Below are 13,655 nucleotides of genomic sequence, written 5' to 3'. Positions count from 1 at the left end.
GTATGAACGGAAGATGAACAACGGATTAAGGAAGGATCACCTTGAAAGTGGTTCCTTCATTTGGATGACTCTCCACATGAATTTCGCCATGATGTAGGTCGATGACCTTTTGGACGATGGATAGACCAAGACCGCTGCTGTCCCGTTCGTGACTCCGGGACTCGTCGGCTTTATAGAATCGGTCAAAGATCTTCTCCATATGCTCAGGCGGGATACCGATTCCAGTGTCCTGGACGGTAAACGTGATGCCCTTTGATTCTGTGAGAAGGGTCATATTAATTTCCCCTCCTCGTGGAGTATATTTAATGCTGTTGGATAAGAGGTTCTCGAAAGCCTGGTACAGCAATTCCCCATGTCCAATATAGGTCACCTCATCCGCTTCGAAGGATAAGGAAAGGTCTTTTCCTTCCCACAGCCACCTCGTCTGACCAATGAGAGCTTGTACCATCGATGTCAGATCTACAGGTTCTGACTTGATCACTCCCTGATCCTGATCAAGGGAGGCAAGGGTCAATAGCTGTTTACTCAACTTTGATAACCGTGTGCTTTCGGATTCGATCACCTTTGTGTAATATTCCTGATCTTCTTTGGATAGGGAAGGGGATCGTAACAGATTCGCATAGCCTTTCAAAGAAGAAAGCGGTGTTTGAATTTCATGTGACACATTGGAAACAAACTCCTGACGCATATTTTCCACCTGCCTCAGCTGACGGCTCATGCTCGTAAATGATTTGGCAAGGGTCCCGATTTCATCCTTGAGATTTTCATGCAGCTGTATGGAATAGTCTCCACCGGCTATCTTCTTCGTGGCAACGGTAAGTTCCCTGATCGGCTTTACAAGGTACCGTGTGCTGAAGAATACGATCAGCATGCTCAGCACGATCGTCAATAGAAGAAGGACGGACAGGAGAATATGTATTTCATTGAACTGCTGCTTGACGTTCGGTCTCATGAACAAGGCATGTGGTTTCCCATTGATTTCGATCGGGACACCGATAGAATTGGATAATTCATTAGAGAAAAATCCCGTCACAAACGTGGTGGAAGGATATTCAGCCATCCCGTGATACGTTGTCCCGTTCAGAACGCTTCGTATTACTTTGGGAGATAGAGTGGGATCACGAAATTCCTCCCCATAAAATGTCCCTGTTCCTTTTCCATCGGTCACATAAAACTGATAGCTTAACCTTGCCGTCTTTTCAAAAAAAGTGGATTCCTCCATGGAAGCTGCCTCATAAAGTTCCACAACGTCCCGGGCGATTTCGGTATTTTTTTCATCATTGGAAGGCTTTAAAATACTTTGATAATAAAGATTCGAACCGATAAAGGCGATCACACTGCTTACGATCATGATCAACAGGGTGACGACGACGATCCGGATATAAAGGGTTTTCATTTATGTACCTCCAATTTGTAGCCGACTCCCCGTACGGTTGTGATCGTGAAGGTATTGGTGGAACCTCGAAACCTTTCACGCAGTCGTTTAATGTGCACATCGATGGTCCGGTCGTCCCCTACAAAGTCCATTCCCAATACATGCTGGATGAGTTCATCGCGCGTAAATGTCCTGTTCGTAAAGCTTGCAAGATAATAGAGCAGTTCGAATTCCTTGAGGGGGAGAATCATGGTTCTATTCCCGGCTTTCACCTCATAAGACCGTTTATCAAGCGTCATGTCTCCCAATCGGACGGTTTGGGCACCGGCCCGGTCGAATCGTCTCAAGATTGCCTGTACCCGGAAAAGGAGTTCTTCTTTCTCAAAGGGTTTCACCATATAATCATCGGTACCTGCCTGGTATCCTTTGGCTTTATCTGTTATGCTGCCCCTCGCAGTCAACATGATGATGGGGATATCATAGTCGTCCCTTATCTCACTTGCCAACTGAAATCCATCTTTATTCGGCATCATCAGGTCGACAATGGCAAGGTCGATGGTTTGATGGGGAAGAATGACGGAAGCAGCTTCGCCATCTGGTGCTTCTGTCACCATGTATCCATTCTGCTCCAAATAAACGCGGACAAGCTTTCGGAGATGGGGATCATCATCAACGACAAGGATCGATATCATCGGGAACACCTCATTTCTGTCATCGTTTTTTATGATTTCACTTTAGCACAAGTGACGGAGATGAAACCAATTTATTAGCCAACTCCCACCTGTTGGATATAATAATATTAAAATCATCCTTTTACCCATATCTTTTTCACAACCTTATCCGTTAAAAGCATGAGAGGATGCAAAGGAGTGAAGACAATGCAAATGAGATCGATATTCAACCTGGACGAAGAAAGGATCGAAGAAATGGTCCCAAAGCTGTTCCGGTACTGTTATTTTCTGACGAAGGACAAATGGGACGGGGAGGATCTTGCCCAGGAATCGGTTTATAAAGCCCTCAGCCGCTACCCTGATCGTCAGGATTGGAGTCCTGCTTTATTGAAGAAAATGGCCTACCATCTGTGGATCGACAAGGGACGGAAAGAAAGCAGGGAAACAATCGGATCTGTCCCGGAGTCTGGTGTGGATATCCATCTAAAAGAGTGGATCAGTCCTGAGATGATCGGCGTGCTTTCTAACAGATTGACTCCTAAGCAACTGGTTGCCTTCGTATTAAAGGAAGCCTTTCAGTACAAAATTTCTGAAGTGGCCATACTGTTAAACCTGACAGAAACGGCTGTGAAGGCTTTGTTGAACCGGTCCAGGGCAAAATTAAAAAAGATCTCCGACGATGATGAATGGGGTGAAAGTGACTCATATGGTGAGGATACTCTTCAAAAAGAGCTGAACGCGATTTTGTATCGCTGCTTGAAAGCCCAGGATCCAAGTCTCCTGATTGCCTACATCCCGACACTGCTTGCAACTGGTACTGTCCACATGACGGCACCGGAAATTCCTTCGTCTTCACATGTCCTCTCAATGGCAGCATAACGTATGAAGGAGGAAGTATATATGAACGCAATACCTTATGTAATTGAACAATCAAGTAAAGGAGAACGTTCCTACGACATTTACTCACGGTTATTAAAGGATCGGATCATCATGGTGAGTGACGAAGTGAATGATCAGATGGCCAATAGTATCGTGGCTCAATTGTTGTTTCTCGCCGCTGATGATCCCGAAAAGGATATCTCTTTGTATATCAACAGTCCGGGGGGATCCACTTCCGCAGGGTTCGCCATCTTTGATACGATGGAGTACATCAGCCCGGATGTGCGGACGATCTGCACGGGCATGGCGGCATCATTCGGCGCGATGCTGCTCTTGGCAGGCACGAAAGGAAAACGGTTCGCCCTGCCTAATAGCGAAATCATGATCCATCAGCCGTTGGGAGGTGCCAGGGGGCAGGCGACAGACCTTGAGATTTCAGCTAAGCGCATCCTGAAGTTAAGGGAGCATATCAATGAAATCATTGCGGAGAAAACAGGGCAATCGGTTGAAAAAGTTGCATTTGATACGGACCGTGACTACTTCATGAGTGCCTATGAAGCAAAGGAATATGGGATCATTGATGAGATTATCGAAAAGAAGAAGTGATGGATGTGGGGACGGTCTTGATGGCCGTCTTTTTTTATTCAGCTGCTGAATATTTGGATGATTTCAGCAGTTGAACGAATAAGAACGAATACGGGAGGATGATTGTGTATCCCCTACACTCATCACAAGATATACCATAACATGCGGGCTGTATGGTAAAATAAACCACAAATGACAGGGGGGTAACAAGTGACATTATTTTTCATTATGGGTATTGTCGGACTTTTCTTTTTTTCGAAAATCCCGCGAGAGAGACTCTATATATTTAAGTGGATTCAATCTCTAAATAGGTTTAATTGGTTTCAGAATCCCTGGTTAGTCGGTGTATTCTTGTTTGGGATGAATCTATTATTATTCGGTACAACCGGACTGCTATTATATGGTACGACTCTACTAATGACTCCATACGTTCACCTCATTATTATGATGCTTGCCACCGCGTTGAGTCTTCTCCTATGGAGCTCACTTGTCCGTACAAAAGTGTGGGGAAAAGGGGAGCGGTGGAAAGCAGGGACGGTCGGAAGCAGTTTTTATTTGGTTCTTTTTTTGTTTATCCTGTACCAATGGAACACGTATGTACCCCAGTATCCAGGTGAAGACGGATTTATGGCCTTCATCGGATTTTTCCTTGGGTTAGTGGTGACGGGTATGGCGTTCCTCATATGTTTCATGATGATTGTCTTTCTTCCAGTTGATAAGCGTGTATAAGGGATGGCGATCGCTTTCCTTTTCCAATCCATTCTATTATCCTTGTAGAATAGATTCTGATGAAAATGAGGTTTTAGCATGAAAACAATACATAGCGATGTGATTCAATTTCGCGGTTCCCATTATGACTTCGGGTATATGCAAGGGGAACGGATAAAGGATTCCATAACGGTTAGAAATCGGGAGAATCAGTGGAAGGTACGAAAACCCAGGTTTTCTATCAGTATTGAAGAAACAAAGACTGCGATCAGAAGGTTTGCCCCAGGCATCTGGGATGAACTACTTGGGTTACAAGAAGCCCTCGAGTGGCCGATGGAGCGGGTGCTGAAGGAGTTTGGCGGCTACCGGGTGGATTATGTGAAGTCCGGCTGCTCGATCGTGACGGGTAAAGACTACTTGATCAGGAATTATGATTATCATCCGAAAACGTATGAGGGACGTTATACGTTTTATCAGCCATCGGATAAAGGATACGCCATCATCGGCCCTAGCCAGCGCGTGACGGGCAGGATGGACGGGATGAACGAACATGGCCTCTCATTGGGGTATAACTTCATGCACCGCAAGAATCCAGGAGATGGTTTCATTTGCTGTATGATTGGACGGTTGATCCTTGAATCCTGTAAAGATGTTACCGAAGCCGTCGACATGCTGAAGGAAATCCCTCATAGGCATTCGTTCAGTTATGTGGTTTATGATCGAAGTGGGGAGACGTATATCGTGGAAACCTCACCACGTGGGGTGGCGACTCGGCAAGCCAAGGCATGCACCAACCATTTTGAAATGATGACCGATGAGAACAGAAATCACCTGGTCGATTCGAAGCGGAGATTGAGCATCATCAAGGAAACGGGGGATCAAGACGCTCATAGTGCATTCCGATTAATGAATGATACGGGTAAAGGGGTATTCTCGGATCTTTACGGCAGCTGGGCCGGCACGATTCATACATCGGCTTATTTTCCGAAAGAAATGAAAGCCTGGTTTGCCCTTGGCGGAGACCGGGAGCCTGTTATCTTTGATTTTGCTGAATGGCTAAAGGGTAAGGATGTAGAACTGGAAAAATTGACAGGTAAAGTGGATACTGACATTCCGTTTGTTCATATGGATGAGGGAGCGGATTGGTTCAAGAACTAAATGCAGGACTTCAGGTTTACCCCTGGAGTTCTTTTTTTATGAATGGAAGGCGATGAAAATTCCATTTTACTAGAAGAATTTTTCTGTTTTTTCCTTAAATGTAGGGCTTTTAGTCGGTTTTACGTTATTTTGCAATAGTGACAAAATAGTCACATAGTTTTTGGATATTGAATCAGTATAATAGAACTAGAAAGGTTTTGTAGGAGGGATGCGAATGAGTCATCAGAAGAGAAATTGGCTAGAACGATTAAGAAAGATGAAGGGGTATAGCCAAGAAGAAATTGCCTATTTAGTTCATATCGACAGGTCCTATTATTCTAAAATTGAAAGTGGCGTCAGAGTACCAAGCAGGAGGTTGGCAGAGGATTTGGCAGACTTGCTGAATTTTCACGTTTCCGTCTTCGAGTTGGAGGAAAGTCCCTTTCATTTCGCCCTGCAAGACTCCCCGATGGTGATTGCCCATTTTGATTTAGAGTTAAGATATACATGGATTTTTAATCCCCATACGGACTTCGATCCTGTTTCAGTCATTGGTAAGCGGGACGTGGAATTAGAAAATAATGAGGGCACCAGGGAATTAATGAGATTAAAGCAAGAGGTCATTACCGTTCGTACATCTATTAGAAGGAAAATCTCGTTTCCGTTATCCGATCAAACATATGAATATGATGTTACCTGTCACCCCTTATTTAATCATAAAGGGAAACTAATTGGCGGAAGCTCTGCCTCCACTCAGCTGATCAAAGAAGAGGTACAGACCAAGGATTATGAAATTCCCTCCTGTTAAGATTGTCCAATTGAAGTGAGAGAGGGGTGTGCACATGCATGATTCTGTCTTAATGAACTTATTATTGAATTTTTTATTTATTGTAGTGGGACTCTTGCTATTCGCCCTTTATTACGATGTGACAAAGAAGCAGCCCTCTAAATGGATAGTCATCACACTTTCTACAGTTACGATTCTGTTATGTGTAATGTTCAGTCATAAGCTGACAAATGGAATTTATGTCGATTTACGAAGGATCCCCTTTTTTCTGGCCAGCTTATACTTTGGACCGGTCGTATCATTTGTTTTGATGATCATCATCATAGCTTTACGCTACTTGATCATCGGGAGCGGTCTCATCCATTTCGTGATCCTCAACTACTTTATCACCTTTATCATTTTGTCAGCCTTTTCAAAAGGTTTCCTGCGGGCTAAGAAAAAAGTGAAAATGGTCTTTACCGTTGCCATTTGTTTTAGCATGACGATCTTTAATCTCTTATTTGGATATATCCATCAAGCTGAGATTTCAGTGGATGAGTATCTTTATCTCGTGATCATTCCTTTAGGCGCTACGGTGATCTCCGTGATGATAGCGGAAATGATACGAAAAGTAATGATGCTGCGAAAAACATTCTCCCAACATGAAAAGCTGAGAGTGGTGAGTCAATTGGCTGCCAGTATATCTCATGAGATACGAAATCCCCTAACATCCTCCAAAGGATTCCTGCAGCTTGTACAAGAAGAAAGGAACGAAAAAACACAGAGGGAGTTTATTGAACTGTCTTTAAAAGGGATTGATCAGGCCACACATGTCATAGAGGAGTATTTGACGTTCACGAACTCAGCTAAGGATAAAATAGAAAGAATTGATGTGAAGCACTCCATTCTTGAACTGATTGAAAACCTGAAATTAAAGGCTGGTAAGGTTTCATTTCACCATCAACTTATAGATGATGTGTATGTGGATGGTCAACACCATAGCTTTCGGAAATGCATCGGGAATGTAATAGTAAACGCCATAGAATCCATGCCTCTTGGCGGAGAAGTGTCCATCACCATGATTGAAAAAGAAAGCCTTATGATTGCTATTTCTGATTCTGGTCAGGGGATGACGAAGGAACAAATCCAACGTTTTGGAGAACCCTTTTTTACAACAAAAGATGAGGGAACGGGCCTCGGGATGATGGCAGCCACAATTATTGTGCATTCAATGAAGGGTAAGATCCAAGTGGAAAGTGAGTTGAATAAGGGTACCACTGTTTTTATAGAATTGCATAAGTCCCTGAAGGCAGATACAGGGTGAATAGATAAAAAAGGAATCCCGGCGTAAGCGGGATTCCTTTTCACATTATTACACAAACTTCACGATATCTTCATAAGGACGGCGTGATTTCGGTGCTGGATCTTTGACACGGTAACCGAATGCCACCATGACGGAAATACCAAAGTGACCGTCTTCAAGCAGGCCTTCTTCATTCAGTAATGTATTCATCTTCTCAACATCAAATCCTTCGATCGGGCATGAATCTACACCGATCTGGGCAGCAGCGGTCATCATATTACCAAGGGCTATATACGTCTGCTTTCCGGCCCAGTCGTAAAGAGGACGGTCGCCTTCAAGTAAATCGAAATCAACCTTCTGGAACTGTTCGATCCGTTCTAAATACTTTGCCAAATGATCTTCAGGCATGTTCTTTTTATTTTTGAAATGATCCTGTAAATAGTCTGAATCGTACTTGGTATCCTGTTTGGTTCTCGCCAGGATTACGACGAAATGACTCGCCTCAGGCAGTTTACCATATGCTCCCCAAGCGGTGTTCTTGATCTTTTCTCTAAGTTCAGGATTTTGGATGACCAGGAATCTCCATGGCTCGAATCCGAAAGAACTTGGAGACAGGCGGCCCGTTTCCATAATGAATCTGAAATCGTCATCAGATACTTTCTTATTCGGATCGAATTCTTTGGTTGCATGTCTGAAATGGTATGCATCCAGAATTTCTTGCTTAGTTTGATCTTTATTAGACATCGAATATCCACTCCTTATCTATTAATTCCAACATGTTTAACTTACCACAAGTTCAGGAGGTTAATCATGTGAAGTGTTTGGTGGAACTTTTTTCGGTATGGTGAAACAAATGGTTCATTGTATCCGTAAATAAGGAAAAGAGTTGATTATACATGGGAGGGAAGAGAGATTGAATCGTATTGAAATAAGAACAATTTCAGAATTTGATCTAGACGGAGACGTTCAAGGTCACTTGCAGCGGTTATTATGTGAGTGCTTTGGTGGGGATTATCCTGTGGACAGGATCTATTTTAAACAGAAGCCTCACTTAAGATTTCTGGCATACATAGAAGATACTTTAGTTGGACATATTGCATGTGATTATCGGGTGATGAATCTTAATGGAGAGCGTATCAATGTTTTAAGCCTCATTGATGTGTGTGTTTCATCCACTATGCGCTCCAAAGGGATCGGATCTCAATTGTTGAGGAAAATAGATGAATTTTGTCATGATCGGGACATTGACTACATTGTGTTATTCGCTGATGACCCTGATTTATATGAACGAAACGGGTTCCAAAGGGTACGGAATCGCTGCAAGTGGTTAAAGATCAATGATAAGGATCAAACGACATACGGGATCGGACATGAAGTCATCGATGAACTCATGGTTAAAGCGGTTGGTGAGAAAGGTTGGGAAGAGGGAGAGCTTGATCTAATAGGGTATCTTGGTTAATAAGTGCTTTCCATATATCTGTTTCAAAAAGGGGTATCTGGCTGCCAGATGCTTCTTTTTTTATGTCTTAAATGGACGTCCATTTAAAAAATCTACAAAAATATGAAACTTTGTTTGACATTTTTGGGGTGAAGGGAATAAGATGAACATATAATTTGCACAAGGGAAACTTTTTAATATGAAGACAATATAATTTACCGGAGGAATGAAATATGTCCGAAGTCAAGAAGTTGCTTCTTTCAGAATGTAAACCAGGCGACCGCGTTCTTATAACATCACTATCATTAGAAGGCACCATGAGAAGAAGATTATTGGATCTGGGATTTGTAAGGGGATCAGAGGTAGCGGTCGTTCAAAAAAGCCCACTGGGAGATCCAATGGCCTTTCGGGTGAGTGACACCACGATTGCCCTCCGTAAAGAAGAAAGTTCAAGGATTCATGTTGAGAAAATAGGAGGTGCGTAAAGATGGAATCATACAGAATTGCTCTGGCAGGAAATCCGAATACAGGGAAAAGTACCTTATTCAATCTGTTGACAGGTTTAAGACAGCACACAGGGAACTGGCCGGGGAAAACGGTCATTCACGCAGAAGGAGAGTTCAATCACAAGGATACGGATTTCACTATCGTCGATTTACCGGGGACGTACTCTCTTTATTCCAATTCAGCAGATGAAGAAGTGGCCCGGGATTATATCATTTTTGATAAACCGGATGTGACGCTGGTGGTACTGGACGCAACGTCCCTTGAGAGAAACATGAACCTCGCCCTTCAAGTGATGGAAATGACGGATCGAGTGATCGTAGCCCTCAATTTGATGGATGAAGCGAAGAAAAAAGGAATCGAAGTCAACAGTGAAGCACTAAGCAAAAAACTGGGCGTACCAGTTGTGAAAATATCGGCGAGAAATAACACGGGCATTAAGGAGTTACTGGATACCGTACATGAAATGGCTTTAGGAAATGTACCGACCACTCCATATCGCATGACCTATTCTGCGGATATCGAAGCGAAAATAGAAGAACTTTCTCCCAAAGTCCGGCAAATGATCGGGGATGAGTTTCCGATTCGATGGATTTCCCTGCGATTATTGGATGGAGATGAAAGCATACTCAACTCGTTGAATGATTACTTCCGGAGGGAACGAAAGAAAGGAGGATTTTCCAATGTCTCAGTCAATGCAACCACATAATGGAGATCAGGGACTTGCGTATTTATTCAATCATGCGAAAGGGATGTCGAATGACAACCTGAGGGATGAGATTGTCGAAAACATTTATTCGACGAGCAGAGGGATCTGCAAGGAAGTCGTAAAATACAAAAACAAAGAACGGATCCATTCCGAAAAGCTGGATAAAGTGCTGACTTCACCCATTTGGGGATTCCCCATCATGCTTGCCATGCTTGGAGCAGTGTTTTATCTGACGATTGCGGGGGCGAATATCCCATCCAGCATGCTGGCGGAAGGATTTGCCTGGATGGAAGGGAAGTTGACCCTGCTCTTTAACGCCATGAATGCACCGGCATGGCTTCACGGTGTACTCGTTCTGGGGTTCTTCAGGGGTACAGGATGGGTGATCAGCGTCATGCTTCCTCCGATGGCGATTTTCTTCCCGGCTTTTGCTCTTCTTGAGAATTACGGGTATTTACCCCGTGTCGCCTTCAATATGGACCGCCTGTTTAAGAAAGCAGGAGGGCACGGAAAGCAATCCTTGACGATGGCGATGGGGTTTGGATGTAATGCTGCAGCCATCATGTCGACGAGGATCATCGAATCACCGAGAGAACGGATGCTGGCCATCCTGACGAATAACTTTGTTCCCTGTAATGGTCGCTGGCCGACTCTGATCCTTCTTGCTTCCCTGTTCATGGCGGCCGGGTATGCCGGTGGGATGGCGTCCCTCGTGACTGCAGGAATGGTCATGACCATGGTATTGATCGGAATTGTCGTGACCATTACGGTTTCATGGGTGCTATCGAAAACAGCCCTTAGAGGCGTTCCGACTCATTACACGCTTGAGTTACCGCCATACCGCCGTCCGAAAATCTGGAGTACCGTCTTGCGCTCGAGTAAAGATAAGTCCTGGTATGTGTTAAAAAGGGCCGTGATTGTGGCTGCACCAGCTTCGATTATCACGTGGATCATCGCCAATATCCATATCGGTGACACGAGCATCCTCATGCATTTTGTCCAGTTCCTGGATCCATTCGGGCAGGCACTCGGCATGGATGGGTTCATCCTGGCAGCCTTCATCATCGGACTGCCGGCAAACGAAATTGTCGTGCCTATCCTGATCATGGCCTATCTTTCCCAAGGGGCGATGCTTGAGCTTGACGATCTGACCGAGTTAAAAGCAGTCTTCGTCAGTCATGGATGGACGTGGTTAACGGCACTGAATATGATGCTCTTTTCCCTGCTCCATTTCCCTTGCGGCACGACGCTTGTGAATATCTACAAGGAAACGAAAAGCAAGAAATGGACGTTCCTGTCCTTTGCGATTCCGACAGCGATTGCGATCGGGGTCACATTCCTGGTAGCAACGATTGTCAGGGCATTGGGCTGGGTATAAGAAATAGGAAAGCAGATCCCTTTGAGGAGGGGTTTGCTTTTTTAATGTCTGAAAGGAATCGGGAATCGTGGTACGATGGAAGAGCATGTATACGGCAGGTTCAATAAGGAGAACAGAATGAACGAACATGATTATGATACATTATTGAATATCAAAACGGGCGATCGTCAAATCGGCTTTCACAGATCCTTTCATTATCATCGCTATGAACCGACTCCTTACGCGGCATTAGAGGAGTTATTTCGGCATTATGAACTGGAAAGCAGGGACCGGGTCGTGGATTTCGGATGTGGAAAAGGCCGCTTGAACTTCTTTGTTCACCATCTTTTTCAATCGACTGTCGTCGGTGTCGAAATGAACGACGAGTTTTACGGTGATTGTATGAGGAATCTTTCGACCTACCGCGAAAAAACAAAAATCAGGAACGATGCGATTTCCTTTCGCCATTGCCTGGCTGAGGACTATGAGATTAACCCGGCAGACAATCGTTTCTACTTTTTTAACCCCTTTTCAGTTCAAATTTTCATAAAAGTCATCAATCATATTCTTTTATCAGTGGAATCCTTCCCCCGTGACATTGAGATTCTTCTGTACTACAGCTCCGATGATTATGTTCATTACCTGGAAGATCATCCATTATTTCAGCTGCGAAAAGAAGTTGTGTTAACAGGGGAGTTCGCGAAGAACGAATATGAGCGGTTTCTGGTTTATGGGCTGGTGTACTGATCAGAACTTTTGATTTATCCGCTTTCATATTGGAGAATGAAATAGAAGATCTAACAAAAAGGGAGGCGGAAGACATGAGAATATTGGTTGTAGGAGCAGGAGCCGTCGGCGGATACTTTGGGGGCAGATTGGCAGAGAAGGGTGAGGACGTCACGTTTCTCGTGCGGGATAAAAGGGAACACCAGCTGAAAGAACATGGACTTCACATCGAGAGCGTTCATGGCGATTATCACTATCAGCCGAAGACCCTTAAGGCGGAAGAAAAAGCAGAGCCCTTTGACGTCGTCATATTATCCACCAAAGCGTACCACCTGGAAGGAGCCATTGATAGCCTACATCCGTTTGTAGGGGAGAACACAATGATTCTTCCACTGTTGAACGGCATGTCCCACGTCGATGACCTGATCCAGGCATTCGGGGAAGAAAAGGTGATAGGCGGCCTATGCTTTGTCGAGTCCACACTTGATGATTCGGGTAAAGTCATTCAGACAAGTCCTATCCATGACCTGGTGTTTGGAGAGAGGAATGGAAATCGGACGGACCGGATCACCAGACTGGAAGAAGTTTTCTCTGGAACGAAAGCGAGCTTCCGATTATCCGATAGCATCGAGCAGGAAATGTGGCATAAATATCTCTTTATCACCACCCTTTCAGGAGTTACATCCCTCTATCGTGCCCCGATCGGTCCAATCCGGGAGACCGGTGAAGGAGAGGGGCGGATCAAGGCGGTCCTTTCTCAGGCAGCGATGGTCATGAGGAAGTTGGACGCACCCCTTGCAGAAAATATTGAAGACGCTCTTTACGATAAAATCAGCGGGATGGGATACAGCATGAAGTCTTCCCTGCAGCGTGATATGGAGAAGAATCTATCAGTGGAGGCCGATCATTTATACGGTTTCTTACTGGACGCTGCCGAGAGTCAGGACATAGTGGTCCCTGATTTACGGTTGATTTATGGGAATTTGAAGATTTATGAGATTGCGAGTCAATGAGTATGGGAGACATCGGATGCCTTTTGGGGTGTCCGGTGTTTTTTTGATGGGTGGGGGTGGGGGCAGCAGGTGAATAAATGGAAGAATTCAGCAGCTGAAAATTCTTGATCAGTCAGCAGCTGAATCCGAGGGGATATTCACCTGCTGATTTCGAAGAGATATTCAGCTGCTGAATATCAGAGTAAAATCAGCAGCTGAATCAAAACCTGAACAATCTGTTGCTAACGAAACAAAAAAGAAACCTTCCCTCATCTCAATCGTATATACCAATAGAACCTACTCTACTCAAAAAGGAGGCCCTCCCATGAACAGACTCATCACAACAAGCGCTGTACTCGTCGCCATCGCCGCCATCACCATCTGGCTCACAACCAATGCCACCAATGCCCTCACACTGCTTGCAGCCTATGGAATCATCCTCTCATTCCTCGTCTACTTTTCATTCTTTAAAATCAAAAAAAGATAAAAATCGAGGGACGGACCT

16 protein-coding genes are annotated in these 13,655 nt (G+C 44.4%); 13 read left to right on the top strand and 3 right to left on the bottom strand.

Annotated features, from left to right (window positions below; all coding sequences use genetic code 11):
- Positions 1-25 precede the first annotated feature (25 nt).
- Together N5C46_RS08615 and N5C46_RS08610 are read right to left on the bottom strand one after the other, a co-directional pair.
- Positions 26-1,396 (bottom strand): HAMP domain-containing sensor histidine kinase, encoded by a 1,371-nt coding sequence (locus tag N5C46_RS08615; protein WP_261751689.1) that lies wholly within the window; start codon positions 1,394-1,396, stop codon positions 26-28.
- On the bottom strand, positions 1,393-2,067 hold the full coding sequence (locus N5C46_RS08610) for a response regulator transcription factor (RefSeq protein ID WP_261751688.1): 675 nt from the start codon (positions 2,065-2,067) through the stop codon (positions 1,393-1,395). The genes N5C46_RS08615 and N5C46_RS08610 overlap by 4 nt, the downstream gene beginning before the upstream one ends.
- A 186-nt stretch (positions 2,068-2,253) precedes the next feature.
- On the opposite strand from N5C46_RS08610, the gene N5C46_RS08605 reads away from it, so the two are divergent.
- The 6 genes from N5C46_RS08605 to N5C46_RS08580 all read left to right on the top strand — a co-directional run bounded on the left by N5C46_RS08605 (position 2,254) and on the right by N5C46_RS08580 (position 7,445).
- Complete coding sequence (locus N5C46_RS08605) at positions 2,254-2,925, top strand: sigma factor-like helix-turn-helix DNA-binding protein (protein WP_261751687.1); 672 nt, start codon at positions 2,254-2,256, stop codon at positions 2,923-2,925.
- Positions 2,926-2,946: 21 nt separating this feature from the next.
- Positions 2,947-3,531, top strand: coding sequence for an ATP-dependent Clp endopeptidase proteolytic subunit ClpP (clpP, locus tag N5C46_RS08600; RefSeq protein WP_261751686.1), 585 nt, complete (start codon positions 2,947-2,949; stop codon positions 3,529-3,531).
- A 189-nt stretch (positions 3,532-3,720) separates the two neighbouring features.
- On the top strand, positions 3,721-4,239 hold the full coding sequence (locus N5C46_RS08595) for a hypothetical protein (protein WP_261751685.1): 519 nt from the start codon (positions 3,721-3,723) through the stop codon (positions 4,237-4,239).
- 78 nt (positions 4,240-4,317) lie between these two features.
- Positions 4,318-5,376 (top strand): C45 family autoproteolytic acyltransferase/hydrolase, encoded by a 1,059-nt coding sequence (locus N5C46_RS08590; protein WP_261751684.1) that lies wholly within the window; start codon positions 4,318-4,320, stop codon positions 5,374-5,376.
- Between the two features lie 214 nt (positions 5,377-5,590).
- Positions 5,591-6,163: a helix-turn-helix transcriptional regulator gene (locus N5C46_RS08585; RefSeq protein WP_261751683.1), complete on the top strand. Its 573-nt coding sequence runs from the start codon at positions 5,591-5,593 to the stop codon at positions 6,161-6,163.
- Positions 6,164-6,197: 34 nt separating this feature from the next.
- A complete protein-coding gene (locus N5C46_RS08580) occupies positions 6,198-7,445 on the top strand; it encodes an ATP-binding protein (protein ID WP_261751682.1) in 1,248 nt (415 codons plus the stop codon).
- A gap of 48 nt (positions 7,446-7,493) precedes the next feature.
- Here the strand turns inward: N5C46_RS08580 and N5C46_RS08575 are convergent, their stop codons facing one another.
- Entirely contained in the window at positions 7,494-8,168 is a 675-nt protein-coding gene (locus tag N5C46_RS08575; protein ID WP_261751681.1) for an NAD(P)H-dependent oxidoreductase, read from the bottom strand.
- Between the two features lie 169 nt (positions 8,169-8,337).
- Here N5C46_RS08575 and N5C46_RS08570 point away from each other — a divergent pair, with 169 nt between their 5' ends.
- From N5C46_RS08570 to N5C46_RS08540, 7 genes are all read left to right on the top strand, one after another.
- The gene (locus N5C46_RS08570; protein WP_261751680.1) at positions 8,338-8,883 is read left to right on the top strand and encodes a GNAT family N-acetyltransferase; all 546 of its coding nucleotides are present in this window, start codon (positions 8,338-8,340) and stop codon (positions 8,881-8,883) included.
- A gap of 212 nt (positions 8,884-9,095) precedes the next feature.
- A complete protein-coding gene (locus tag N5C46_RS08565) occupies positions 9,096-9,347 on the top strand; it encodes a FeoA family protein (protein ID WP_034762401.1) in 252 nt (83 codons plus the stop codon).
- A 2-nt stretch (positions 9,348-9,349) separates the two neighbouring features.
- On the top strand, positions 9,350-10,075 hold the full coding sequence (locus tag N5C46_RS08560) for a FeoB small GTPase domain-containing protein (RefSeq protein WP_261751679.1): 726 nt from the start codon (positions 9,350-9,352) through the stop codon (positions 10,073-10,075).
- Positions 10,062-11,453, top strand: a complete 1,392-nt coding sequence (locus N5C46_RS08555; protein ID WP_261752316.1) for a nucleoside recognition domain-containing protein — start codon at positions 10,062-10,064, stop codon at positions 11,451-11,453. The genes N5C46_RS08560 and N5C46_RS08555 overlap by 14 nt, the downstream gene beginning before the upstream one ends.
- 117 nt (positions 11,454-11,570) lie before the next feature.
- The gene (locus tag N5C46_RS08550) at positions 11,571-12,179 is read left to right on the top strand and encodes an SAM-dependent methyltransferase (protein ID WP_261751678.1); all 609 of its coding nucleotides are present in this window, start codon (positions 11,571-11,573) and stop codon (positions 12,177-12,179) included.
- 74 nt (positions 12,180-12,253) lie between these two features.
- Positions 12,254-13,171: a ketopantoate reductase family protein gene (locus N5C46_RS08545; RefSeq protein ID WP_261751677.1), complete on the top strand. Its 918-nt coding sequence runs from the start codon at positions 12,254-12,256 to the stop codon at positions 13,169-13,171.
- Positions 13,172-13,475: 304 nt separating this feature from the next.
- Positions 13,476-13,637 (top strand): hypothetical protein, encoded by a 162-nt coding sequence (locus N5C46_RS08540; protein WP_261751676.1) that lies wholly within the window; start codon positions 13,476-13,478, stop codon positions 13,635-13,637.
- Positions 13,638-13,655 lie beyond the last annotated feature (18 nt).

This window comes from Rossellomorea vietnamensis, assembly GCF_025398035.1.
Lineage (GTDB): Bacteria > Bacillota > Bacilli > Bacillales > Bacillaceae_B > Rossellomorea > Rossellomorea vietnamensis_B.
Note: the sequence above shows the minus strand (reverse complement) of the source record. Positions and strands in the feature narration are given on the sequence as shown.

Excerpts from the sequence above, each read along its gene's own strand:
- N5C46_RS08615 (WP_261751689.1), bottom strand. The coding sequence starts at position 1,396 with ATGAAAACCCTTTATATCCGGATCGTCGTCGTCACCCTGTTGATCATG.
- N5C46_RS08610 (WP_261751688.1), bottom strand. The coding sequence starts at position 2,067 with ATGATATCGATCCTTGTCGTTGATGATGATCCCCATCTCCGAAAGCTT.
- N5C46_RS08605 (WP_261751687.1), top strand. The coding sequence starts at position 2,254 with ATGCAAATGAGATCGATATTCAACCTGGACGAAGAAAGGATCGAAGAA.
- clpP (WP_261751686.1), top strand. The coding sequence starts at position 2,947 with ATGAACGCAATACCTTATGTAATTGAACAATCAAGTAAAGGAGAACGT.
- N5C46_RS08590 (WP_261751684.1), top strand. The coding sequence starts at position 4,318 with ATGAAAACAATACATAGCGATGTGATTCAATTTCGCGGTTCCCATTAT.
- N5C46_RS08585 (WP_261751683.1), top strand. The coding sequence starts at position 5,591 with ATGAGTCATCAGAAGAGAAATTGGCTAGAACGATTAAGAAAGATGAAG.
- N5C46_RS08580 (WP_261751682.1), top strand. The coding sequence starts at position 6,198 with ATGCATGATTCTGTCTTAATGAACTTATTATTGAATTTTTTATTTATT.
- N5C46_RS08575 (WP_261751681.1), bottom strand. The coding sequence starts at position 8,168 with ATGTCTAATAAAGATCAAACTAAGCAAGAAATTCTGGATGCATACCAT.
- N5C46_RS08565 (WP_034762401.1), top strand. The coding sequence starts at position 9,096 with ATGTCCGAAGTCAAGAAGTTGCTTCTTTCAGAATGTAAACCAGGCGAC.
- N5C46_RS08560 (WP_261751679.1), top strand. The coding sequence starts at position 9,350 with ATGGAATCATACAGAATTGCTCTGGCAGGAAATCCGAATACAGGGAAA.
- N5C46_RS08555 (WP_261752316.1), top strand. The coding sequence starts at position 10,062 with ATGCAACCACATAATGGAGATCAGGGACTTGCGTATTTATTCAATCAT.
- N5C46_RS08550 (WP_261751678.1), top strand. The coding sequence starts at position 11,571 with ATGAACGAACATGATTATGATACATTATTGAATATCAAAACGGGCGAT.
- N5C46_RS08545 (WP_261751677.1), top strand. The coding sequence starts at position 12,254 with ATGAGAATATTGGTTGTAGGAGCAGGAGCCGTCGGCGGATACTTTGGG.
- N5C46_RS08540 (WP_261751676.1), top strand. The coding sequence starts at position 13,476 with ATGAACAGACTCATCACAACAAGCGCTGTACTCGTCGCCATCGCCGCC.